The sequence below is a fragment of the Labrys wisconsinensis genome, from assembly GCF_030814995.1.
GTDB classification, from domain to species: domain Bacteria; phylum Pseudomonadota; class Alphaproteobacteria; order Rhizobiales; family Labraceae; genus Labrys; species Labrys wisconsinensis.
In genome coordinates this window covers 187191-210826 of the sequence record NZ_JAUSVX010000006.1, presented here as the reverse complement: position 1 = coordinate 210826, position 23636 = coordinate 187191, and the positions used below count along the sequence as shown (strand labels likewise).

The window sequence follows — 23636 nt, the reverse complement described above, 5'->3', positions numbered from 1 at the left end:
AGCGGGCCTCGCCGATGGAGACCCGCATGCCCACCGCCTTCCTGCCCGACCGGGGCGTGATCCGCATCACCGGCGAAGACGCCCTGCCCTGGCTGCAGAACATCGTCACCTCGGACATGAGCGGACTGAAAGCGGGTGAGGCACGCTACGGCGCGCTGCTGACCCCGCAAGGCAAGATCCTCTACGACTTCATCGCCAGCTTCGGGCGGATCGCCGTCTACCCCGATCAGCCCGAGGGCGTTCACCTCGACGTGCCCCGCTCGCTGGCGGCCGATTTCGCCAGGCGGCTCGCCTTCTACAAGCTGCGCGCCAAGGTGCGAGTCGAGGACCTGTCTTCCGAAGATCCCGCCCGTGAACGGATCGGCGTGGTGGCGGCGCTTCCGGGTGATTTCGTCCGCCAGGAGGGCGCGCTGACCTATGCCGATCCGCGCCATCCCGGTCTCGGCCAACGCGGATTGATGCCGGAGCATGACGCCCTTGCCGTCAGCGACGGCGAACCGGACGACTACCACGCCCGCCGCATCGCCCTCGGCATCCCCGAGGGCGGGCGCGACTTCGCCTATGGCGACACCTTTCCGCACGAGGCGCTGATGGACATGCTCGGCGGCGTCGACTTCCACAAGGGCTGCTATGTCGGCCAGGAGGTGGTCAGCCGCATGCAGCACCGCGGCACGGCCCGCACGCGCATCGTGCCGACGACGTTTGTGGGTGAAGCGCCGGCAGCCGGGACCGAGGTCCGGGCCGGCGAGAAGGGGCTGGGCGCGATGGGCTCCTCGGCCAAGGGACGCGGCCTTGCCATGCTGCGGCTCGACCGGGCGGAGGAGGCGATTGCGGCCGGCGCGCCGCTGCTGGCGGGCGAGACGGCGCTTAGCCTGGTCAAGCCGGACTGGTGGAAAGCGACCTGGCCGCACCTGGGCTGAAGCACCCAGGCGGCGGCGCACGGCGCAACCTGCCCGTTTCAACCGGACTTGAAGGTGACGGCGCATGGAGAGCTAACGCGCCGGCAGGCGATCGAGAAAATCCCGGTATCCCGGATTGTCGCGCAGGAGGCGCCGTCCAAGATCGGCCAGAAATCCGACGTCCTCGGGCTTCAACGTCAATTTGTTGTGCAGGCTGAGGATTCTTCGCGCCCCGGTGGGGTCCGTGACATCCGCCAAGGCCAGCCGGATGATCCGGACGTCGAGATCGCGGCAAGGGGCGACCGGCGCCGCGGTCGCGCAGCGCCATCTCACCACCTCGTCGCGCCACCCGGGCAGGCGCCTGCGGAGCGCATCGAAGCTTTGGAGATTTGGGATGTTGATCATCGCGTCGGTCGCGGCGACGATGGTGTCCATGGCCTGGGGGCTTTCCGGAGTCCTCGAAAGATCCCCCCCGACCCGGGTCGACGCATCGACGATGATGAAGATCAGGTGCCGGAGGCGTCGTGCCCTTGCTTCCGGCAGCGGCTGGGGCGCCTGCCGGTTCATCAGATGAAGGAGGCTTTGCGTGCCGATGCCGTCGACGAGCCCGCCGTCGTAGAGCTTGAGATAGTCCAGGTCCGTGGCCGTCCGATAGCGGTCGAGCGATTCTCGATATTGCCGTTCGACGAGCGAGGCCCCCTGGCGCTGCCGAGGGCTCGGCGGCCGCTGGCCACCCTCGCGGTCGACCGGGCAATCGGCCTGGTAGTTCCGCAGCGTGATCGGCGCGAACAGGATCGGCACGGCCGCCGACGCCGCAACGGCATAGGCAAGCGGATAATCGTCATAGCTGCTGCAGATCGCCGCGAAGGAGGCCCGGTCGAAGATGAACGGGGTCCGGTTGTAGAGATCGGTCGCATGAATGACCAAACGGGGACCATCCGGGCGGTTCACCGTCCCAAGGGTGGCGCCATGAAACAGGTTGGTGTCCAGCCAGGACGGGAACCCGGACAGATCGTTCACGCCGCCCCGGTATCCCCGCAGCAGGTTTGCCGGGCTGAAGCTTGTCCGCAACGACGCTTCGACATTCCGGCCGAGGAAATCCCGACGGAAGCTGTCGAGGCCGGCGCGTCCGTGAAGGGCGAAATACGAAGCCAGGACGGCTCCTCCGGACACGCCCGCGACCACGGCCACGTCGTCCGCGAGCACGCGGCCCTTGGCGCCGGGCGATGCCTGCTCGGCCAGGGCGGACAGGACGCCATATCCGAAAGCCGCCGAGCGAGCCCCGCCGCCGGAAAAGGCCAGCACGATTCCGACATCGCCGACATCCGCAGCCGCACGCGGCGGCAGACTTCCGGTGGTGAAGATGAGCGGCGCATTCGTCGGCCGCACATCCGGGCCGGCGCAAGCCGCGAGAACCAAGTGCAGGGCCAGCGCAAGAGGGTACGGGAAGCAGCGCAACAAGATGCGCAGAGGTCGAAAGCGCAATGTAAATTGCGAACATACCCTCCGATATAACGCATACGAAGTCCGAATTCCTAATTTCATGCAAATAAAGCCGCGTGACAAAACAAATACTCACCGCGCGAATCGACTTCGATCGATGAGTATTATTCACCATTATGCGCACCTTGATTGAGGCAACATGGCATACTTTCTCGGTCTCATAAATTATTACTCTCAGCACGAGTCGCATCGCTCGTTCGACGCGACGCTGCTGTGACTCATCCGTCGGCCTGGCCACGACACGCGGCCGTCGACGTATGGTCATGACGGCGCGCGTCTGCGAAAAACCTCATGGCGAAGCGCACGGCCCAGAGGATCGCGAATTCCGACGCGACAAGGACGGCGGCCACCCCCAGGCCGAGGCTGACGGGGTCGTGGCCGCTATCGCGAAGGCAGTAGCCGAGGCTTACGAACGGCGCGTTCCAAGCCAGGCTGCCAAGCGCCGTCGCCGCGAGAAACACCCGCGGATCGAGCCTCAGCACACCCGCCGGCAGGCCGAGATAGACCCTCACGGTCGGAATGGTGTGGCCGATGAGCGTCGCCCAGAAATGGTTTCGTCGGTAGGAATTCGTCAGCCGGCGATAGAGGGAGAGGCTGAGGAACACGTAGCGCCCGTAGCCGGCAACCATGGTTTCGACCCGTTGCGAGCCGAGCGCCCGGCCGACCCCGTACCAACCGAGCGAGCCGATGACCGAGCCGATCACGGTGGCCATGATCGTCAGGGCCAGCATTCCGCGGTCGGAAACGGCAATCCCGATGAACATCAGCAGGACGTAGGATGGAAAGACAGGGATGAATTTTTCCGCGGCAGCGAGGCAGCCGACGCCGGCAAGCCCGAAGCTCAGGAGCATCGCGACGGCAGGGGACATTTCCATGATGATGTCAGGCCAAGGCAAGACGGGCCGGCCCGCGCCGGGTGATGCGATAGACGGCCGCCGGCGGAATGTTGCGGAACGTCCGGCCGACATGTGTAGCCTGGAGACCCAGGAGATCGAGAATCTCTCCTGGGACCGGGCAGCGAAGGCCATAGGTGATCTGATAGAAGGCGCCTCCTCGATGCATGCAGCCGAAAGCGCCGGTCAGAATGGCGATCACTTTGCGCCGCGGCATCGAGAGAATCCCAAGCCCGCTGATGACGGCCCCAACGGGGGCGACGTCGAACAGGCCGGCGTCGCGCAGCCGCTCCGCATCCATCTGCAACACCCGCGCCTGCGGAAAGCGCTGCTCGAGCAGCCGGGCGAGGTCGCGGTCATATTCGACGAGCGTCAGGTCCCGCTCCGGTACGCCCCGCTCCAGGAGCGCGTAGGTGAAGGGACCGGTCCCCGGGCCGAGTTCGAGAACCGGTCCGGTGCGCGGCGTGATATCCTGCGTCATCAGGGCCGCCACGGCGCCGCTCGAAGGCGCCACGGCCGCCACCCGGAGCGGATTGCTGATCCAGGCGCGAAAGAACGGCAGGGCGTCAGAAACCGGCATGCCGCCCCCTGTCGCTGGAGCGCCACTTCCGCCTGCCGCCAGGCGGTCGATAAGTCTCGAGAGCATTTGCAAGCTATCCAGGTTGAGCGGCGAAATCTCTCGCCGGGAGGAGACGGATGACCGAACAGCGGAGCGACAGCTTTTGGAGGACACGGCATCAGCGATTCGATCGGACGGCCTCGTGTGTTCCATCCTCGCATTGAGGGAACCTGTCATCGGTGATCCAAGGGCCGAATTTCCACTTGGCGCGTTCGCGGTGTAAGCGGAGATGCCTGCGCTGCGCTCATGCAAGGCTGACGTAATGGAAGCGGCTTAGGCGGGTGGGCGAAGCCGGCGATATCGATTCGCGGCGCGGAGATGGGCGGATGCGTGTGCTTCTGGTGGAAGACGAGCCGGAAATGGTTTCCGCGCTCCGCGCCGCCCTGATCCGACATGATATGATTGTCGACCGCGCTCCGAGCCTCGCCGAAGCGAAGGCGACCCTCGCCGAGGGTGTGCACGACGCGGTTCTGCTGGATCGGCAGTTGCCGGACGGCGATGGCCTGTCCCTGATCCCGATCCTGCGCGCCAGCGGCAACGCCGTGCCGGTGCTCGTCCTAACGGCGCGCGGCGATCTCGTCGACCGGGTCGCGGGCCTCGACAACGGCGCCGACGACTATCTCGGCAAGCCGTTCGCCTTCGAGGAACTGCTGGCGCGATTGCGCGCGCTCCTGCGCCGTCCGGCCCATGTGCAATCGGACATTGTCCGGGTGGCCCGGCTTTCGTTCGACTTCGGCCACAGCGAGGTGAGCGTCGAGGGGAAGCCGCTGGAAATGCCCCGCCGCGAACTTCTGGTGCTCGAGGCGCTGGTGCGGCGCATGGGCCGCATGGTGCTGCGCTCCTTCCTGATGGAAGCCGTCTTCGGCCTGGATGACGAGATCCAGTCCAATGCCCTCGACACGCATGTTTCGAGGCTGCGCCGCAAGCTCGCCGACGCGGATGCCGGCGTGACCATCAACGGCATTCGGGGTGTCGGATACCTCCTGCGCGAGACGCCATGACGAGGCGAGGTCCACGCTCCCTCAAATGGCGCCTCGTCGTGCGCCTGGTCATCTTCCAGACGGCCATGCTTGCGCTCCTCGTCCTGCTGGTGGTCGCAACCTTGTGGGGCACGGCGCTCATCGTCGACAGCTATGAAGACGGTACCCTCGACGTCCTGAAGGACGCGGTGGCGCGCGACGCGGATGGCGGCCTGACCCTGAGCCCGACGACGGACCTCGCGCAACTGCGGTCGAAGGTGCCCGACCTCTGGTTCCTGATGCGGGACAGACAAGGGCATCGACTGGCGGAAGGCCAGGTTCCGCCGGATTTCGCACCGATCGTCGATGGGCTCGACCACATCAACCAGGCGCGGCTCGGATGGAAAATCGGAGGCTCGTACCGTCCCGACGGGCTGGTGAAATGGGTCGACACCGCCGCCGGCGACGTCCAGATCCTGACCGGCACGCAGGGTCAGATGTCGTTGCGCAGGCTCGTCATGGGAGTGTCCGCCGGCTCCCTGATCGTTATCCTGCCCATCTTCGTTCTCATGGCGCTGGCGACGCTCGTGGCGACGCCGCTCGTCGTCCGCCACGCCCTGCGCGGATTGGGCCGGGCGGCGGCGCAGGCGGAGCGCATCGACATCGACCAGCGCGGCGTGCAACTGCCGATCGAGGATGTGCCCACCGAGATCGGTCCCCTGGTCAAGGCGGTGAACGACGCCCTCGCCCGACTCGACAGGGGGTATGAGCGGCACAGGCGTTTTCTCACCGATGCCGCGCATGAACTGCGCACGCCGATCGCCATCCTGAACACACGGATCGCGTCGCTTTCACCCGGCTCCGAGAAGACCCGCCTGCTCGAGGACGCCACCCGCCTGTCGGTCCTGACCGGACAACTTCTCGATTTCCAGCGCCTCGATCAGCAAGTCAGCCGGTTCTCGCCAGTCGACCTCACCGCCCTTGCCCGGCGGGTCATCGTCGACCTCGCCCCGCTGGCCTTCGCCGCCGGCTACGAAATGGTCTTCGAGGCGGACGAGGGGGCGATCGTCGTGGCAGGGGACCAGACCTCCCTCGAGCGCGCCCTGGCCAACCTGGTGCAGAACGCCATCGACCATGGCGGCCGATGCGGAACCATCACGGTGCGCATCGGGCGGGCGGGCTGCGTCGAAGTTTGCGACGAGGGAGACGGCATCCCGAACGAAGAGCGGGACCGAATATTCGAGCCGTTCCATCGGCTGAACCAGGACGGCCGGGGCGCCGGACTGGGCCTCAATCTGGTGCACGAGATCATGCGGCTGCACGGCGGCCGCATCGCGGCCACGGACGGCCCGTCCGGAGGCGCTTGCCTGAGGATGACCTTTCCGGTGGCTCCGCGCGTGGCTTCGGCGCCGTCTCCGGCCTTGGAGAAGCCGTAGACCTTGCAAGAGATCGCGCCAAACCGCCTGCGACGCACGGCGCGCCAGGCTCGCGGCTCCCTACGGCATCACCAGGACCGGCGTTCCGACCCTCACCCGCTGGTACAAGTCCGTGACGTCCTCGTTCAGCATGCGGATGCAGCCATAGCTGGCATAGGTGCCGACGCTGCGCCGCATGGCCTTGGTGGTGCCGTGGATGGCGTATTGGTCGCCGGCCAGGGTCAAGGCGGCGACGCCCATCGGATTCCTCGGCGAGCCGCCGGGGATGACATCAGGCATCTCGGGATGGTCGCGCTTGACGTCCTCCGGCGGCGACCAGGCCGGATTGACATATTTGCCGTCGACATAAGATGCGCCGCGCCACTGCTTGCCCGCCCGGCCGACGCCGACGGGGTAGCGGATGGCCTGGCCCTGGTCGGTGACGAAATAGAGCCGCCGCTCATGGGTGACGACGACGATGGTGCCCGGCCGCACCGACGGGTCGAACGACACCTCTTCCCGCGCGAGCGCGCCGGTGGCGCAGCACAGCGACAGGAGCGCCGCCAAGGCGCCCCGTCCACTCTGTTTTGACATGTCCCTGCTGGTCCTTTTCGCGACCTTGAAGAGAGCCTAGCAGGCGAATCTGACCATCGGGTTTGCGAAGATGGCTTCCGAAAGATGAAGGCTCAGCGTCCGCGCGCCGCCCGCCATGCCGCGAAATCCGTTTTCGTCCTCTCCTCGGTGGCGGGGTAGAGGCCGAGGATCGAGCGGCCCTTCAGCACCTCCTCGGTGACGAAATCCTCGAACGCGGTCATCTCCACCGCCTCCGCGGCGATCTCGTCGGCGAGATGCGCCGGGACGACGACCACGCCCTCGCCGTCGCCGACGACCACGTCGCCCGGCCAGACCGGCACGTCGCCGCAGCCGATCGGCACGTTGATGTCGAGCGCCTGGTGATGGGTGAGGTTGGTCGGGGCCGAGGGCCGGTTGTGATAGGCGGGGATCGAAAGCCGGGCGATCTCGGGGGAATCGCGGAAGCCGCCATCGGTGACGACACCGGCGACGCCGCGCGTCATCAGGCGCGACACCAGGATGCCGCCGGCCGAGGCGGCACGCGCGTCCTTGCGGCTGTCGATCACCAGCACGGCGCCGGGCGGGCATTCCTCCACGGCCTTGCGCTGGGGATGGGCACGGTCCTGGAACACGCTGATGGGATTGAGGTCCTCGCGCGCCGGGATATAGCGCAGCGTGTAGGCCTCACCCACCATGGTCGGCAGGTTCGCGTTCAGCGGGTGCACGTCCTGGATGAACTGGTTGCGCAGCCCGCGCTTGTAGAGCGCCGTGCACAGCGTGGCGGTGCTGACCGTCCTCAATCGCGCCCGCGTCTCCTCGCTCAGTCCCGCCATGATCCCGTCCTCTCCCGCTCAGAAGATCGACGGCTCGCCGACCGGCGCGCCGAATTGCGTTTCCAGGAAGTCGAAGTCGCAGCCCTCGTGCGCCTGGCGGATGTGCCGGGTGAACATCCAGCCATAGCCGCGCTCGTAGTGCGGCGCCGGCGGGGTCCAGGCGGCGCGGCGGCGGGCGAGCTCCGCCTCGGGCACGACGAGGTCGATGCGGCGCGCGGCGACGTCGAGCCGGATGCGGTCGCCGGTCCTGACCAGGGCGAGCGGCCCGCCGACATGGGATTCCGGCGAGACATGCAGGATGCAGGCGCCGTAGCTGGTGCCGCTCATGCGGGCGTCGGAGAGGCGCACCATGTCGCGCACCCCCTGCTTCACCAGCTTCTTCGGGATCGGCAGCATGCCCCATTCCGGCATGCCCGGGCCGCCCTGCGGGCCGGCATTGCGCAGCACCAGAACATGGTCGGGCGAGACGTCGAGGGCCTCGTCGTCGATCGCCGCCTTCATGGCGGGATAGTCGTCGAAGACCAGCGCCGGCCCCTCGTGGCGGAGGAAGCGCGGGTCGCAGGCGCTCGGCTTGATGACGCAGCCGTCCGGGGCCAGGTTGCCGCGCAGCACGGCGAGCGCCCCTTCGGCATAGACCGGGTTGTCGAGCGGACGGATGACGTCGTCATTGTAGATCGCGGCGCCTTCGATGGTCTCCCCCAGGGTCCGGCCGGTGACGGTGAGCGCGCCGAGGTCGAGGTGACCGCGGATGCGCGACAGCAGGCCCGGCAACCCGCCGGCATAGAAGAAGTCCTCCATGAGATAGGTGTCGCCGCTCGGCCGGACATTGGCCAGCACCGGCACGACCCGGCTCGCGGCCTCGAAATCGTCGAGGCCGATGTCCTGGCCGGCCCGGCGCGCCTGGGCGATGACATGGATGATGGCATTGGTCGAGCAGCCCATCGCCATGGCGACGGCGATGGCGTTGAGGAAGGCGCCGCGCGTCTGGATCTGCGCCGGCGTCAGGTCCTCCCAGACCATCTCGACGATGCGCCGCCCGCATTCGGCGCTCATCCGCATATGGTTGGAATCCGGGGCGGGAATCGAGGAGGCGCCGGGCAGCGTCATGCCGATCGCCTCGGCGATGGCGGTCATGGTGCTGGCCGTGCCCATGGTCATGCAGGTGCCGTGGCTCCTGGCGATGCCGCCCTGCATGTCGAGCCAGTCGGCGTCGGTGATGGTGCCGGCGCGGCGCTCGTCCCAGTATTTCCAGGCGTCGGAGCCCGAGCCCAGCACCTTGCCCTTCCAGTTGCCGCGCAGCATCGCGCCGGCCGGCAGGTAGATCGCCGGCAGGCCGGCGCTGGTGGCGCCCATCAGAAGCGCCGGCGTGGTCTTGTCGCAGCCGCCCATCAGCACGACGCCGTCGACGGGGTGCGAGCGGATCAGTTCCTCCACGTCCATCGCCAGGAGGTTGCGATAGAGCATGGTGGTCGGCTTGACATATTGCTCGGCGAGCGAGATCGCCGGCAGCTCGATGGGAAAGCCGCCGGCCTGCAGCACGCCGCGCTTCACGTCCTCGACACGCTGCTTGAAATGGGCGTGGCAGGGATTGATGTCGGACCAGGTGTTGAGGATGGCGATGATCGGCCGGCCGGCCCAATCCTCAGGCGCATAACCCATCTGCATGATGCGCGAGCGGTGCCCGAAGCTGCGCAGGTCGTCCGGCGCGAACCAGCGGGCGCTGCGCAGCGTCTCCGGCGTTTTTCCTGGTGTCATGATCGGGGACCTCTGAACGGGTACGGTTTCAACTCTTCAGCCCCCATTTGCGCACGGTCCGGTGCTCGATGGTGCGTTTTCCACCTTCGTTTCAACAGTCATGCACTAATACATTAGTGCATGACTTGGCAAGCCCTGATAGGATCTCGGTCGAAGCGGCAACGCGGGCCGGCCACGACCATGTTTATGATTTTGCATGTGCCGCCGGCGCGGGTCCGCACCCGCCCGGCCGTTGGGAACGGATGACATGCCCATTGCCTCGTCCCTGATGCCGACGAGCGAACCGCGGGCGCGGCTGGACCGCGATCGCCAGGCGGCGCCGCAGCTGTTCGAGCGGCTGCGGGAGGCGATCATCTCGCTCGAGCTCACGCCGGGCACGACGCTGTCGCGCACCGAGATCGCGGCGCAGTTCGGCGTCAGCCAGACGCCGGTGCGCGATGCGCTGATGCGCCTGGACGAGGAGGGCCTGGTCGAGGTGTTCCCGCAGCACGCCACGGTGGTCAGCCCGATCGACCTCCGATCGGCGCAGCAGGCGCATGTCCTGCGCCGCTCCCTGGAGCTGGAGATTGTCCGCTCGCTCGCCCTCGACCCGCCGCCGGCACTCGTCGCCGCGCTCGACGGCCTGATCGCGCAGCAGGCGCTTGCCGCCGGCGCCGGCGACTTCGAGACCCTGACGACGCTGGACCGGCTGTTCCACCAGCGCCTCTACGAGGCTGCCGGCCTGCACGAACTCTGGCTGCTGGTGCGCAGCCGCAGCGGCCATATCGACCGCCTGCGCCGGCTGCACCTGCCGACGCCCGGCAAGGCGCAGGACATTCTGCGCCACCACCGGCTGATCCTCGCGTCGATCGCCGGCGGGCGGCCGGACGAGGCGCAGCGGCATCTGCGCGACCATCTCTCGGGCACCCTCGCCCATGTCGCCGAGATCCGCGCCCGCTACCCCGCCTATATCAGGGACTGAGCGGGAGGCCGGCCGGATCGCGGCTCGGCGGCTGCACCGGCTCGAACGCGGCCGGCCTGTCCCGCAGGCGTTCGATGGTGAAGTCGACGAAGGCCCGGACCTTGGGCGAAAGCTGGCGGTTCGACGGCCAGACCAGCGACAGCGTGCCGAAGGGCCGCATGAAGCCGGTCAGGACCGGGCGAAGCGCACCGGCCTCGATCATCGGCAGCGCGACATAGACCGGGAGATGGGCGAGGCCGAGGCCATCCATGGCCGCCCGCAGCCCGGCATCGGTGTTGTTGAAGACCAGGCTGGCCGGCAGGCGCGGATCGTCATGGGGCGGCCGGAAGGCCCAGGGCGCCAGCCGGCCGCTGGAAGGGTACTTGAAGTGGATGCAGGCATGGCCAGCCAGATCGGCCGGCGCTTGCGGCTCGCCGTGCCGTTCCACATAGCCATCACTGCCGCAGACCACGAAATGCTGCTCGCCGATCGTCCGGGCGATCAGCCGCGTGTCGGCGAGATCGCCGCTGCGCACGGCGACATCGAGCCCCTCGGCGACGATGTCGACGACCCGGTCCTCGAAGTCGATGTCGAGCTCGATATCGGGGAAGCGAGCCATGAAATCAGGCAGATGCGGCAGCAGCAGGTGATGGCCGACGATCTGGGGGACGCTGACCCGCAGCCGTCCCGTCGGCCGCGCCCGGCTCTGCGACAGGGCCGCCTCGGCGTCCCCGATCTCATCGAGAATGCGCTTGCAGCGCTCGTGGAAGAGGGCCCCCTCCTCCGTCAGCCCGACGCTGCGCGTCGTCCGGTTGAGCAGCCGGACGCCGAGCCTGGCCTCGAGCCGCGCGACGCTCTTGGCGACGGCTGAGGAGGACACGCCGAGAATGCGGCCCGCAGCGACATAGCTGCGCTGCTCGGCGGCATGAACGAAAGCCGCCAGTCCGCTCAGGCTCTCCATGACGGCCTCCGCGATTGAGGACTTTTGATCCTCTCTATAGCGCCACTATCCCACCTCGAACGCAAGAGCGGATGAAAATATCCTCAATCACACTGGGCCGATGGAGGCGGGCGGGGTGCCGACCCGCCGGACCGCCACGGCGACCTGCCGGAATGACTCCATGACCTTGCGTTCGAACGACGACGGCTCCCTTCGCCGGACCGGGGTCGCCACCGCCGGCATCCCAGAGGTCTCGATGGTCATCTTCCTCGGGCTCGCCGCCATGGGGCTCGCCTTGCCGGCGCTCCCCGCCCGCATCCATGGGACGCTCGGCTTCGACCTGACGACGGCGGGATGGGCGATGGGCGTGCAATCCGCCGCCACGCTGGTGTCGCGGCCGTGGGCCGGTCGGCTGACGGATCGGCGCGGCGGCAGGCGCGTCGTCATGGCCGGCCTCGCCGCCATGGCCGGCGCCGGGCTGGTCTACGGACTGTCCGCCCTGCCCGCTCTCGACCGGCATGCCGCGCTCGGGGCCCTGGTCGCCGGACGCCTGCTGACCGGCCTCGGCGTCGGGCTGATCGTCACCGGCGGCGGCGCCTGGGTCGTCGGCCTGGCCGGCATGGACCGGGCCGGACGCGCCATGTCCTGGATCGGGCTGGCGATGTTCGGCGGCCTGGCGGCCGGCGCGGCGGCCGGCGCCGCGCTGCCCTTCGGCGCCGTGACCGCTCTTGCCGTCTGCGCCGCACTGGCCGGCATCGCAGCCGCCGCCCGGATCCGGCCGGTGCGGATCGAGGCAAAAGGACGTCCCCTGTCCCTGAGGGCGGTGACCGGTTGCATCTGGCGGCCGGGAACCGCGCTTGCGCTCTCGGCCGCCGGCTTTGCCGCCGTCTCCTCCTTCGTCGTCCTCGCCTTCGAGGCGAAGGGCTGGCCGGGCGGCGGCAATGCCATCGCCGCCTTCGGCATCGGCCATGTCGGCGCGCGCCTCCTCTTCGCGGGATTGGCCGACAAGGCGAAAGGCCCGGCGCCGGCCGCGGCCATGCTCGTCCTCGAAAGCCTCGGCCTCGGGCTGATCTGGCTCGCGCCGACGCCGGCCGTGGCGCTAGCCGGAGCGGCGCTCGGCGGCTTCGGCTTCTCCATGGTCTATCCCCTGATGGCGCTGCCCGCCCTGCGCCGCGTCCCCGAGGCCAGCCGGGGCCTGGCGATCGGGCTCTACGATGCCTTCTTCGACGTCGCCATGGGCGTCTCGACCGCGGCTTGCGGCCTGATCGCCGGCGCCGCCGGGCTGCCGGCGATCTTCCTGTTCGCGGGATGCGCGTCGCTTGCGGCCATCATCGCCGTGCTCGCCGCCTATCGCGGCGCACCGCCCCCGTTGCGATCGAGCGCTTCGTGACCACTCGGCTCGACGTCCGAGACATCTGCACGAAGATCTCGATGGAGTGCTGCTGAAGATGATGCCGGCCAGGTGCCGGGAAGACAATGATCAGGTGAATTCCGCCATGCCAACGCCGGCATCGAGCATCCGCAAGCTCCTGTCGACATTGGCTTTCCACTTGCCGCCACGTGCGGTTACATCCTCCATCAGAGCTTGCCAATCAAAGGCATGTTCGGTGCCGACGAAGGCATCGCGCAGAATTCGGGCCTGCGCCAGATCCTTGATGCGCTTCATGGTGCCGTTCCTGCGCTCCTGGGCGATGATCAGCTTGTGGACGGCATAGCGGGCGGGTGTCGGGATAGTCACCGGCACACCGGAATTGTAGAGAGCCACGGCTCGCATCGAGTCCCGGATCAGGAACTCGAGGAAGTGCAACGGGGTCGCCCCGGCTCCCAGGCCCTTCACGGCAACGTTCTCGACGTCGGCTCGTGTGCGTACAGGTGTCAGCACCTCGACCTCAAAGCCAGAGGCGGCTTGGAACTTCTTCGGCAAGCTCTCGCGGTCGAGCGGCGGAACGGGCCGGAATGTCGGGTCGGCGCGTTGCAGCACGGTCGTCAGGTCGGCGTCACCTCTGACGTCGGCAATAGACGCGACGGCGAGATCGGCATCCTGCGTCATCATGGCGGCCCCACGCAGACGCTTTCCGACGACCAGCGGGTAGAGGCCGAAGGCAACGGTGCCGACGAGGATCAGGCCCGTGCCGAACATGCCGGATCGCGAGATCGCCTCCAGCAGCCGGCCAACCTCGAGGCTCGGGCCTGGTATGCCCGCACGGCGGATCATCGTCACCTGATCGCGCCAGAGCTTGGCCTGCTGGCTGGTGAACTGAATTTGCTCGGCCTCCTTGGCGGCCTCCGGATCGATCTGCGGGCCGATGTATCGCTGGCGACGGGTCCCTCCGTGCTTCTCGTCGGCGTAGAGGTAGACCTCGCCCTTGACTGTCTTGCGCGAGATCGTGGCCGGCAGATATCTCGCCGCTTCGATCTTTTGGACCAGGTCGGCATAGAGCGTCAGGACGGTGCCCGGAATGGGAGTCGGAGCCATGGCGCAGCCCGTTATACGATGAAACCCGAGGTCATCGTATAACATGCGGTTATACGAGAAGCTACGAGGTTCTCGTATAACGCCTCGGTCCATCCGTTCCAAAGCAATGGAACAGAGCACTATACCGTCCAGTCCGCATCGCTGCCTTCAGTTCTTCCGCGTAGAGGGTGAGCATGATGCCGGCTCCTTCCATCGCCCGGCCGGTCAGCGCATGGGGAGCGGCGACGGCTCTTGGGCCCGGTCGCGCCGGGCCTGCGGCCTCAGGCCCTCGAAGGCGAGGTAGACGACCGGCGTCGTGAACAGCGTCAGGACCTGGGAGATCAGCAGGCCACCGACGATGGCGATGCCGAGCGGCATGCGCAGCTCCGAGCCGGGGCCCGTGCCCAGCGCCAGCGGCAGCGCCCCCAGCAGCGCCGAGAACGTGGTCATCATGATCGGCCTGAAGCGCAGCAGGCAGGCCTGGCGGATGGCCTCGTCCGGCGACAGGCCTTGGCTGGCCTGGGCCGCCAGGGCGAAGTCGATCATCATGATCGCGTTCTTCTTGACGATGCCGATCAGCAGGATGATGCCGATGACGCCCATGATCGACAGGTCCTGGCCGGCCAGCGTCAGCGCCACCAGCGCACCGAGCCCCGCCGACGGCAAGGTCGAGATGATGGTCAGGGGGTGGATGGCGCTCTCGTAGAGCACGCCGAGCACGATATAGACCGCGATCACCGCCGCCAGGATCAGCAGGGGCTGGCTGCCGAGCGAGGCCTGGAAGGCCTGGGCCGTGCCTTGGAACGTGCCGCTGACGGTCAGGGGCAGGCCCGCGGCCGCCTCCGCCGCATGGATCGCCGTCACCGCGTCGCCGAGCGCATAGCCCGGCGCCAGGTTGAACGTCAGGGTCGTCGCCGGGCTCGAGCCCTGATGATTGATCGTCACCGGCATGACGCCGTCGCGCACGTTCGCCACCATGCGCAGCGGCACGAGCCTGCCGGTGGCCGAGGACCGGACGAAGAGCTGGCTCAGCGCGTCGGTCGAAAGCTGGAACCGGGGATCGAGCTCCTCGACGACGTAATATTGGCTGACCTGCGTGAACAGCGTCGCGACCTGCCGCTGTCCGAAGGCGTCGTAGAGCACGTCGTCGATCGCCTGGACGCTGACGCCGAGTCGCGCGGCGGTCGGACGATCGATCTCGAGCGTGGCGCTGGTCGCCGCGGCCTGCTTGTCGGACGAGACGTCCTGGATCTGCGGCAGGGAGGACAGCGTCCGCTGCAGCCGGGCCGCCCATGTCGACAGCTCGGTCACGTCGCCGTCCTGCAGCGTGTATTGATATTGCGCGGCGGCGGTGCGCCCGCCGACCTGGATGTCCTGGCGGATCTGCAGGCTGAGCGTCAGGCCTTCGATGGCGAAGGCGGCCTTGCGGATCCGCGCCATCACCTGGAACGCCGTGCCCTTGCGCTGCCCGAAGGCCTTCAGGTTGATCTGGAGCTGACCGACGGCCGCCGACGGGCTGGGATTGATCCAATAGGCGACGTTGTCCACGTCCGGGTCGGCCATGACGAGCCGGCCGAGCCTCTGCATCCGCGCCGACATCGCGTCGAAGGAGATGTCGGTCGCTGCCTGCGCCGAGCCCTGGATGAAGCCGGTGTCCTGCTGCGGCAGGAACCCTTTGGGCACGACCGTATAGAACCACAATGTCGCGACCAGGGTCAGGACGGTCACGGCCAAGGTCGACCACCGGTGCCGCAGGACCGCATCCAGCCCGCGCGCATAGAGGCGGGCCGAGGCGTCGAACGCCCGTTCCGACCAGCGGTAGAGGCGGCCGTGCCGGTCCTCGTCGTGCTGGATCAGCCAGGCGCACAGCATCGGCGTCACGGTCAGGGAAACCAGCCCCGACATCAGGATGGCGATGCTGATGGTGACCGCGAATTCCCGGAAGAGCCGCCCGACGATGCCGCCCATCAGCAGGATCGGGATGAACACGGCGATCAGCGAGACGGTCATCGAAATGATGGTGAAGGTCACTTCCCGGGCGCCGTCGATCGCCGCCTGGACGCGCGACTTTCCGGCTTCGAGATGCCGGACGATGTTCTCGATGACGACGATGGCATCATCGACGACGAAGCCGACGGCGATCGTCAGGCCCATCAGCGACAGGTTGTCGAGACTATAGCCGAGCAGATACATCAGGCAGAACGTGCCGAGCAGAGACAGCGGGATGGTCAGGCTCGGGATGAATGTTGCCCAGATGTTGCGCAGGAAGGCGAAGATCACCAGGACGACCAGCGCCACGCTGATCAGCATGGTGACCTCGACGTCGTTCACCGAGGCGTTGATCGTCTGCGTCCGGTCGCCGACGACGGACAGCTTGACCGACGCGGGCAGCGACGCCGCCAGGATCGGCAGGCGGTCCTTGATGCCCTGGATCGTCGAGATGACGTTGAAGCCCGCCAATTTGTGGATGTCGATCATCACCGCGCGCCGGGTCTGCAGCCACGCCGCCTGATGCGTGTCGAGCGGGCCGGAGACGACCGTGCCGATGTCGCGCAAGGTGATCGGCGATCCGTTGCGATAGGCGACGACCATCGATTCGAAGGTGGGCAGGTCGACGATCTGGTCGGTGGAATCGAGGACGACAGCCCGGCCCGGCCCGTTCAGCGAGCCCTTGGGCGCATCGACGGTCTGCGCGCCGATGACGCTGCGGATGTCTTCGAGGGTCAGGCCGCGCGCCGCCAGCTTGTCGGGATCGAGCCGGACGCGGACCGAGGGCCGCTGGGGGCCGTGGAAGTCGACGAGGCCGACGCCGTTCATCTGCGAGATCTGCTGCGCGATCACGTCCTCGGCATAGTGATCGAGCTCGGTCATCGGCAGGAGGTCCGATGCCAGGGCGACGGTCAGGAGCGTCGCCTCCGCCGGATTGCTCTTGTGATAGGTGGGCGGGCTGGGAAGGTCCTTCGGCAGGCTGCCCAGGGAGGCGTCGATGGCGGCCTGCACATCCTGCGCGGCGGCGTTGATGTCCCGGCTCAGGTCGAACTGCAGCGTGATGTTGGTGCGTCCGGACGAGCTCGTCGACGTCATCTGGGCAATGCCAGAGACGGTCGAGAGCGAGTTCTCCAGCGGTGTCGCCACCGCGGACGCCATCGTATCGGCGCTGGCGCCCGGCAGGGTGGTCTCGACCTGGATCGTCGGGAAATCGATCTGGGGCAGCGGGGCGACGGGCAGCATGAAATAGGCGACGGAGCCGAGGAGGATCAGGCCCCCCGCCAGCAGGCTGGTGCCGACGCGCCGGCGAATGAAGATCTCCGACAGGGTCATTTGGGTGCCCCGGCGTTCCCGGACGGCGGAGCGGCATCTGCCGTCACGGCGACCACCCTCGCCCCCTCGGTCAAGCGAGACTGCCCGTCGAGCACGACCTCCTGACCGGGCGCGACGCCGGAGAGCAGCGCCGTGTCGCCGTCGACCGTCCTGCCGGTCCTGACGGGCGCGACGGCGACGGTGCCGTCCGGCTTCACGGTGAAGACATAGGAACCGGTCTGCCCGTTCTGGACCGCGCCGGACGGCACCACCGTGGCGTTGCGGTCGGTCCGGACGAGCACGCGGGCGGTGACGAGCTCGCCCGGCCACAGGGACCGGCCGTCATTGGCGAACTCCGCCTTCAGCTTGATCATGCCGGTCGCCCCGTCGACCTGGCTGTCGATCACGGTGAGCCGGCCGTCCGCCAGGTGCCGGCTTCCGTCCCGACTGTCGACGGCGACGGGCAGCTCGCCCTGGCCCTGGCCGGCGATCACATCCGGCAGATCGTCCTGGGGCAGCGAGAACACGACGGCGATGGGGCTCATCTGCGTGATGGTGACGATGCCGCTCGCATCGCCCGCGTGCACGATGGCGCCCTCGTCGACCTGCCGCAGCCCGACGCGCCCGGCGATCGGGGCGGTGACCTCGGCAAAGCCGAGATTGAGCCTGGCCATGTCGATGACGGCCTGGTCGCCGGCGATCGCCGCCTCCAGCACGGCCACCTGCGATTTCGTGGTGTCGGCCGCCTGCACCGTGCCGGCGCCGCTGGTGATCAGACGGTTGGCGCGGCTGTTGTCCGCCCGCGCGTTGACGAGCTGTGCCGTATCTTTCTGATAGGCCGCCTGCGCCTGGGCAAGCTGGGCCTGATAGGGACGAGGGTCGATCGAGGCCAGGGAATCCCCGGCCTTGACGTCGCTCCCCTCGACGAAAGCGAGGCGCTGCACCTGGCCGTCGACGCGCGCCTTGACGTCCACGACCCGCAGGGGCGTGACGCTGCCGACGCCGGACCGGGTGTTCGGCAGGTCCCTGACGGTGGCCTTGCCCAGGGTGACGGGGATGGCGGCGGCCGGAGCCGCAGGTGCCACGGCGCTTCGCCCGGCGGGGTTCCAGACATGAAAGCCGGCCGCGGCGGCCGCGGCCAGCGCCAGCGCGATGACCGGGACGGACCAGCCGCGCCGCCGGGGCCGCGCCGCCTGCGTGCCGCGATCCACGGGCAATTCAGGGGCGGGCCTGTCGGATCGGGCGGCAGGTGGCGTGGCCTCGGCGGCCAGGTCGGCCCCGCCGGCGGGATCGACGGCGCGCAATGTCGCTCGGGATTCGGTTTGAGAAGTCATCCGTGCCGGTGGGTCCAGGGATCAGGGGTCGAGCGTGACCCTGCCCCAGCGCCGATGGCCGGCGCTTCGCGCGAAAATGAAATCCGCTTCACAATGGCGTCGGGCCGCCGCCGGCCCAGAGCAAGACGCGTCAGCCGATGCGGTAGCCGATACCCGGCACGGTCCGGATCAGCGCATCCTCGAAGCCGTGGTCGAGCTTCCGGCGCAGCCGGTGGATGTGCATGTCGATGATGTTGCCGCGCGGCTCGAAATCATAGTTCCAGGCGGCCTCCAGCAGCATGGATCGCGTCACCACCTGTCCGGCGTGGCGCATCAGGCATTCCAGCAGCAGGAACTCGCGCTTCTGCAGGTCGATGGCGCGTCCGGCCCGGCTGGCATTCCGCAAGCGCAGGTTCAGAACCAGCGGGCCGACCTGCAGCACGTCCTGGACCGGAGCCCGATCGACCCGGCGATGCAGCGCCTCGACACGGGCGGCGACCTCGGCGAAGGCATAGGGCTTGGCGAGATAGTCGTCGCAGCCCGCCCGCAATCCTTCCACCCGGTCGGCGGCCGTCGCCACGGCGCTGAGCATCAGGACCTGGACGGCGGCCCCGAGCTTTCGGAGCTGCCTGACGAGCGCGAGGCCGTCCTGGCCCGGGAGCCGGCGGTCAACGACGACGAGGTCGTAGATGCCTTCGAGCACGAGGGCGAGCGCCGTTTCCCCGTCCCTCACCTGGTCGGTGACGTGACCGCATTCGGTCAGCCCCCGGGACAGGTGGGTCGCCGTCTTCTCGTCGTCTTCGACAATCAGGATGCGCACGCGCTGTCCTTGATGAAACGGATTTCATGATCCGGCGAAACCGGCGCTGCCGCCTCGATGCCATAGTGTCGACGCCCGAGAGGCGACCCTACGACGCATTCGCGGCGGGACAGGGAAAGAACGGGAGGCGGGATGGCTCGCATTCTTGTGGTGGAAGACGATGAGCGGACGGCGGCGGAGATCGAGGCGGCCCTGGCCGACGACGGCCATCAGGTCGAACGCACGGTCACCGGCCGCGACGGCCTGGTGAAGGCCATCGGCCAAACCTATGCCGCCATCATCCTCGACCGCATGCTGCCCGGCGACGTCGACGGCCTCAGCCTCCTCGCCGCGCTGCGGGCGGCCGGCGTGCAGACGCCCGTCCTCATCCTCAGCGCGCTGTCCGCCGTCGACGAGCGCGTGCGCGGCCTCAAGGCCGGCGGCGACGACTACCTGACCAAGCCGTTCGAATTCCTCGAGCTCACGGCGCGATTGGACGTGCTGATCCGGCGGCGGGCCGGCCCGGTCGTCGAGACGGCCTTGCGCGCCGGCGATCTCGAAGTGGACCTGCTGACGCACACCGTGCGCCGAGCCGGCCAGGTGATCGAGCTCCTGCCCCGCGAATACCGCCTGCTCGAATATATGATGCGGCATGCCGGACAGATCGTGACGCGGACCATGCTGTTCGAGGAAGTCTGGCACTATCGCTATGACGAGCCGACCAATGTCATCGATGTCCATGTCGGCAAGCTCCGGCGCAAGATCGACCAGGCCGGCCTCGCATCGATGATCCAGACCGTGAGAGGTTCGGGCTATGTCCTTAAGGCGCCTGGCTGACGTTTGCAGGACCACCAGCTTCCGCCTGGCGACCCTCTTCCTGGCGCTGTTCAGCCTGGCCTCGCTCGCGCTCTTCGGCTTCCTGTTCTTCGAGGTCAAGAGCTTCATGCGCGACAAGATCGACGAATGGGTGCTGCGCGAGGAGCAGGAGATCGTCCGCCTCGCCCCGGCCGAGGTCAAGGACCGGCTGCAGGCGCGGATCGTCGGCGGCGCCAATCCCGAACGGCCGATGGCGCTGTTCGACCGCGATGGCGCGCGCGTCGCCGGCAGCGCCATCACGCCGCTTGCGCCCTTGGCGGCCAACCCTGCTCCCTTCGAGTTCCGGCTCGGCGGCGTGCCGCACGAGACGCATTTCCGCGGCGTGGTCCGGCAGCTGCCGTCGGGTGACATGCTCGTCGTCGCCCAGGGCATCGGCGAGCTGCGCGAGTTCAACGAGGTCCTGGTCAACGCGATGATCCTGGCCGGAGCGGTGACGGCTCTGCTCGGACTGGCGGGCGCCGTCCTGACCGGCGCCGCCGCCGTGCGCCAGATCGACGCGATCACAGGCGCGACGCGGGACATCATCACCGGCGACCTCTCCCGGCGCCTGCCCACCGACGGCACCTCGGGCGACGTCGCCCGCCTGGCCCGGGTCGTCAACGAGATGCTCGCCGAGATCGAGCGGTTGATGCGCGAGGTGAAAGGCGTCTGCGACAACATCGCCCACGACCTGCGCACGCCGCTGACCCGGCTGCTGGCCGGCCTGGAGCGGGCGCAGCGCCGGGCCGCGACCCCGGCCGACTATGCCGAGGGGATCGACGAGGCGATCGGCGAAACCCGGGGGATCCTGAAGACCTTCGGCGCGCTGCTGCGGATCTCCGAAGTCGAGGACGGCGTGCGCCGATCCGGATTCACCCGTGTCGACCTCGCCGAAGTCACGTCCGACGTCGTGGAGTTCTATGAACCCTTCTCCGAGGAAAAAGGGGTCGCGCTGCAGCTTGCCGCCGACAGCGAGCCATTGCCGGACTTCTCGGGAGACCGCAATCTCCTGTTCGAGGCCTTCGGTAACCTCATCGACAACGCCATCAAGTTCACGCCGGCCGGCGGAAGCGTCCGCGTCAGGAGCTTTCGTGAGGGCGACCGCGTCGGCGTGACCGTTTCCGACACCGGGCCGGGCATTCCCAGCGAGGAGCAGGACGCGGTGCTGCGCCGCTTCTATCGCGCCGAGAAGAGCCGGCATCGGCCCGGCAACGGGCTGGGCCTCAGCCTCGTCGCCGCCGTCGCCCGCCTGCACGGGATGGACGTCGTCTTCGGCGGCGAGGCAGCCGGATGCAGCATCACCTTGCAATATCGCCCTGCCCGCACCTGACGGCTCGGCCGATGAGGGTCATCGGGCGGACTACCGGCTCTGGCGGCGGTACTCGCCGGGCGGCAGGCCGGTCGTGCGGGTGAAGAGCCGGCTGAAGGAGGCCACGTCCTGATAGCCGACGCGATAGCAGACCTCTGAAATGGCGAGCGTCGTCCGTTCCAGGAGCTCCCGCGCCATGTCCAGGCGCCGATCCTGGAGCCATCGCCCGGGGCTTGTCTGCAGGTCCTCGGCAAACCGGCGCGACAAGGTCCGCGGCGACAGCCCCATCCTGTCGGCGAGGACGGTGAGATCGAGCGTCGGCAGACGATCTCGTGACAGGGCCTCGAGCTGCTCCCGGAACGACTGGGGCGCCGGCGCCACGTCCTGGAGCGGAAACTCATAGGGGGTCTGGAGCTGCCGCGACGGCGGCAGGACCAGGAGCTTGCGCACGATGCGCTCTTCCCTGGCGAAGCCGAGATCTTTCAGCAGCGCCTTGCCGAGCTCGAGGCCGGAAAAACCGCCGCCGCAGGTGTAGATCCGGCCCTGCCGGATCAGGAGGCGCGAGGGGTCCCACCGCACGCGCGGGAAGCGGCGCAGGGCATCCGTCTTCAACCACCAGGAGATGGTTGCCCGCTTGCCGTCGAGCAGGCCGGCATCGGCCAGGAAATAGCCCGCGCCGCAATGGGCGGCGATGATCGCGCCGTCGTGCCGGGCCGCATCCAGCAGGGGCCTCGCATGCCGGCTCTCCTCTTCCAGGGACCGCAGCAGCTCCGGCACCTGCAGTCCGGGCATGGCGAGGAGGATGAGCACGTCCATCGGCCGGGACGGTGCGGGCCGGGTCTCGAAGGAGATCCCCGATGTCGAGGTGGCGACCGCCTGCCGCGCCACGAACTCGAACGACAGGACCTGGGAACGCCGGATGCCGTTCACCAGCTCGAGCATTTCGACAAGCGTGGCGGCGACGGCGGAATAGAAGGTCGACGGCAGCCAGATCACCACATGGACCGGTCGGGACATCGGCAAGGGGGGGCCTCCTGGCGCCGCGGCGGCTTGGCAGATTCAGCATAGAGATTGTCATATCTGCCAATTCCGACAACCTCGGCAAGACCCTAGGGTCGGGCATCGACACCGGCTGCCCCCGTGAGACCCATGATCAGGACCGTCCTCGCCACCCTCGCCCTCGTCCTCGCAACGCCGGCCGCGGCGGAGCAGCCGGGCCTCCCCGCTGGCTTCGAGAGCCGGATGATCGCCACGCCGGGCGCCGACCTCTTCGTCCGGGTCGGCGGCGCGGGCGATCCGGTCGTGCTGCTGCACGGCTATGTCGAGAGCGGCGACATGTGGGGACCGCTCGCATCGGAGCTGGTGAAGCACCACACCGTGATCGTGCCCGACCTGCGCGGCCTCGGGCGCTCGTCGCGGCCGGCCGACGGCTACGACAAGAAGACCCAGGCCCGGGATATCCGCAGCATCGTCGAGGCGCTCGGCTTCGACCGGGCCGCGATCGTCGGGCACGATCTCGGCGGCATGGTCGCCTATGCCTATGCGGCGGAATTTCCGCAGGAGGTAACCCGGCTCGTCGTCATGGAAGCCGTCCCGCCCGGCATCGGCCCGTGGGACCAGATCGTCAGGATCCCGGCCGTCTGGCATTTCTCCTTCCGCGGGCCCGAGGCCGAGCGTCTCGTCGCCGGCCGCGAGCGCATCTATTTCGACCGGTTCTGGAACGATTTCTCCGGCGACCCGTCCCGGATCGACGATGCGACGCGCGATCACTACGCCAGGCAATATGCCGCGCCCGGCGCCATGCGGGCGGGATTCGCCCAGTTCGCCGCCTTCGACACGGATGTGCGGGACAATGCGGTCTTCGCGAGGACGAAGCTGACCATGCCGGTCCTGGCCGTCGGCGGCGAGCGGGCGGACCGGGCCTTCGGCGCCGCGGCGGCGGCGGCGATGCGCACGCTGGCGAGCCATGTCGACGAGGTCCTGATCCCCGGCGCGGGCCATTGGCTCATCGAAGAGAATCCGGACCTCACCGTCGCGCGCGTCGCCTCGTTCCTCGACGGCCGCTAGGGGGCGTCCGGAGATAAGCGTAGGACGCCACCCCGATACGGTCGGACAAGACGCGACGCTGGTCGATGAGCCCGCGACGCTTGGGCCTCCCCTCCCCCTTGCGGGGAGGGGTAAGGGGCTGGGGGTCGTAACGCCAGCCTCGACGGGTAGAAAGTCGAGTGCAAAGCCCTTCGACCGGCGTCGCGCTCCATTCTGATCGACCCCCACCC

At 68.3% G+C, this 23636-nt stretch carries 20 protein-coding genes; 8 read left to right on the top strand and 12 right to left on the bottom strand.

Going from position 1 to position 23636, the window contains the following annotated elements:
• Positions 1 to 26 precede the first annotated feature (26 nt).
• Positions 27 to 920, top strand: a complete 894-nt coding sequence (gene ygfZ, locus QO011_RS17805; protein WP_307274626.1) for a CAF17-like 4Fe-4S cluster assembly/insertion protein YgfZ — start codon at positions 27 to 29, stop codon at positions 918 to 920.
• A gap of 72 nt (positions 921 to 992) precedes the next feature.
• Here the strand turns inward: ygfZ and QO011_RS17800 are convergent, their stop codons facing one another.
• The 3 genes from QO011_RS17800 to QO011_RS17790 form a co-directional block, all read right to left on the bottom strand.
• Positions 993 to 2318 carry a patatin-like phospholipase family protein gene (locus QO011_RS17800; protein ID WP_307274624.1) on the bottom strand — a complete coding sequence of 442 codons (1326 nt, stop codon included), beginning with the start codon at positions 2316 to 2318 and terminating at the stop codon, positions 993 to 995.
• A 302-nt stretch (positions 2319 to 2620) separates the two neighbouring features.
• Entirely contained in the window at positions 2621 to 3277 is a 657-nt protein-coding gene (locus tag QO011_RS17795; protein ID WP_307274623.1) for a DedA family protein, read from the bottom strand.
• Positions 3278 to 3284: 7 nt separating this feature from the next.
• Positions 3285 to 4091 carry a class I SAM-dependent methyltransferase gene (locus QO011_RS17790; RefSeq protein ID WP_370881975.1) on the bottom strand — a complete coding sequence of 269 codons (807 nt, stop codon included), beginning with the start codon at positions 4089 to 4091 and terminating at the stop codon, positions 3285 to 3287.
• Between the two features lie 149 nt (positions 4092 to 4240).
• On the opposite strand from QO011_RS17790, the gene QO011_RS17785 reads away from it, so the two are divergent.
• Positions 4241 to 4915, top strand: a complete 675-nt coding sequence (locus QO011_RS17785) for a response regulator transcription factor (protein WP_307274622.1) — start codon at positions 4241 to 4243, stop codon at positions 4913 to 4915.
• The gene (locus tag QO011_RS17780; RefSeq protein ID WP_307274620.1) at positions 4912 to 6309 is read left to right on the top strand and encodes a sensor histidine kinase; all 1398 of its coding nucleotides are present in this window, start codon (positions 4912 to 4914) and stop codon (positions 6307 to 6309) included. Before QO011_RS17785 ends, QO011_RS17780 begins: the two co-directional genes overlap by 4 nt.
• A gap of 60 nt (positions 6310 to 6369) precedes the next feature.
• Here the strand turns inward: QO011_RS17780 and QO011_RS17775 are convergent, their stop codons facing one another.
• From QO011_RS17775 to araD, 3 genes are all read right to left on the bottom strand, one after another.
• Entirely contained in the window at positions 6370 to 6882 is a 513-nt protein-coding gene (locus tag QO011_RS17775; protein ID WP_307274618.1) for a L,D-transpeptidase, read from the bottom strand.
• A 92-nt stretch (positions 6883 to 6974) separates the two neighbouring features.
• Positions 6975 to 7694, bottom strand: coding sequence for a ribonuclease activity regulator RraA (locus tag QO011_RS17770; RefSeq protein ID WP_307274616.1), 720 nt, complete (start codon positions 7692 to 7694; stop codon positions 6975 to 6977).
• 18 nt (positions 7695 to 7712) lie between these two features.
• Entirely contained in the window at positions 7713 to 9449 is a 1737-nt protein-coding gene (araD, locus tag QO011_RS17765) for an L-arabinonate dehydratase (protein ID WP_307274615.1), read from the bottom strand.
• A 247-nt stretch (positions 9450 to 9696) separates the two neighbouring features.
• Between araD and QO011_RS17760 the strand changes: the two genes are divergently transcribed.
• Entirely contained in the window at positions 9697 to 10410 is a 714-nt protein-coding gene (locus tag QO011_RS17760) for a GntR family transcriptional regulator (RefSeq protein WP_307274614.1), read from the top strand.
• Here the strand turns inward: QO011_RS17760 and QO011_RS17755 are convergent.
• The gene (locus tag QO011_RS17755; protein WP_307274611.1) at positions 10400 to 11350 is read right to left on the bottom strand and encodes a LysR family transcriptional regulator; all 951 of its coding nucleotides are present in this window, start codon (positions 11348 to 11350) and stop codon (positions 10400 to 10402) included. The genes QO011_RS17760 and QO011_RS17755 overlap by 11 nt on opposite strands.
• A 160-nt stretch (positions 11351 to 11510) precedes the next feature.
• Here QO011_RS17755 and QO011_RS17750 point away from each other — a divergent pair, with 160 nt between their 5' ends.
• Positions 11511 to 12719 (top strand): MFS transporter, encoded by a 1209-nt coding sequence (locus tag QO011_RS17750; RefSeq protein WP_307274609.1) that lies wholly within the window; start codon positions 11511 to 11513, stop codon positions 12717 to 12719.
• 90 nt (positions 12720 to 12809) lie between these two features.
• Here the strand turns inward: QO011_RS17750 and QO011_RS17745 are convergent, their stop codons facing one another.
• The 4 genes from QO011_RS17745 to QO011_RS17730 all read right to left on the bottom strand — a co-directional run bounded on the left by QO011_RS17745 (position 12810) and on the right by QO011_RS17730 (position 19217).
• Positions 12810 to 13805 carry a GSU2403 family nucleotidyltransferase fold protein gene (locus tag QO011_RS17745; RefSeq protein ID WP_307274607.1) on the bottom strand — a complete coding sequence of 332 codons (996 nt, stop codon included), beginning with the start codon at positions 13803 to 13805 and terminating at the stop codon, positions 12810 to 12812.
• A 204-nt stretch (positions 13806 to 14009) separates the two neighbouring features.
• Positions 14010 to 17105, bottom strand: coding sequence for an efflux RND transporter permease subunit (locus QO011_RS17740; RefSeq protein WP_307274605.1), 3096 nt, complete (start codon positions 17103 to 17105; stop codon positions 14010 to 14012).
• Positions 17102 to 18295 (bottom strand): efflux RND transporter periplasmic adaptor subunit, encoded by a 1194-nt coding sequence (locus QO011_RS17735; RefSeq protein WP_307274604.1) that lies wholly within the window; start codon positions 18293 to 18295, stop codon positions 17102 to 17104. Before QO011_RS17735 ends, QO011_RS17740 begins: the two co-directional genes overlap by 4 nt.
• A gap of 253 nt (positions 18296 to 18548) precedes the next feature.
• A complete protein-coding gene (locus QO011_RS17730) occupies positions 18549 to 19217 on the bottom strand; it encodes a response regulator transcription factor (RefSeq protein WP_307274602.1) in 669 nt (222 codons plus the stop codon).
• A 132-nt stretch (positions 19218 to 19349) separates the two neighbouring features.
• Between QO011_RS17730 and QO011_RS17725 the strand changes: the two genes are divergently transcribed.
• Both QO011_RS17725 and QO011_RS17720 read left to right on the top strand, forming a co-directional pair.
• A complete protein-coding gene (locus tag QO011_RS17725; protein WP_307274600.1) occupies positions 19350 to 20033 on the top strand; it encodes a response regulator transcription factor in 684 nt (227 codons plus the stop codon).
• Positions 20011 to 21381 carry a sensor histidine kinase gene (locus tag QO011_RS17720; RefSeq protein WP_307274598.1) on the top strand — a complete coding sequence of 457 codons (1371 nt, stop codon included), beginning with the start codon at positions 20011 to 20013 and terminating at the stop codon, positions 21379 to 21381. The genes QO011_RS17725 and QO011_RS17720 overlap by 23 nt, the downstream gene beginning before the upstream one ends.
• A 30-nt stretch (positions 21382 to 21411) precedes the next feature.
• Here QO011_RS17720 and QO011_RS17715 read toward each other — a convergent pair whose 3' ends face one another.
• The gene (locus QO011_RS17715) at positions 21412 to 22377 is read right to left on the bottom strand and encodes a GlxA family transcriptional regulator (RefSeq protein ID WP_307274596.1); all 966 of its coding nucleotides are present in this window, start codon (positions 22375 to 22377) and stop codon (positions 21412 to 21414) included.
• 132 nt (positions 22378 to 22509) lie between these two features.
• On the opposite strand from QO011_RS17715, the gene QO011_RS17710 reads away from it, so the two are divergent.
• Positions 22510 to 23427 (top strand): alpha/beta fold hydrolase, encoded by a 918-nt coding sequence (locus QO011_RS17710; protein ID WP_307274595.1) that lies wholly within the window; start codon positions 22510 to 22512, stop codon positions 23425 to 23427.
• The last annotated feature ends 209 nt before the right edge of the window (positions 23428 to 23636 follow it).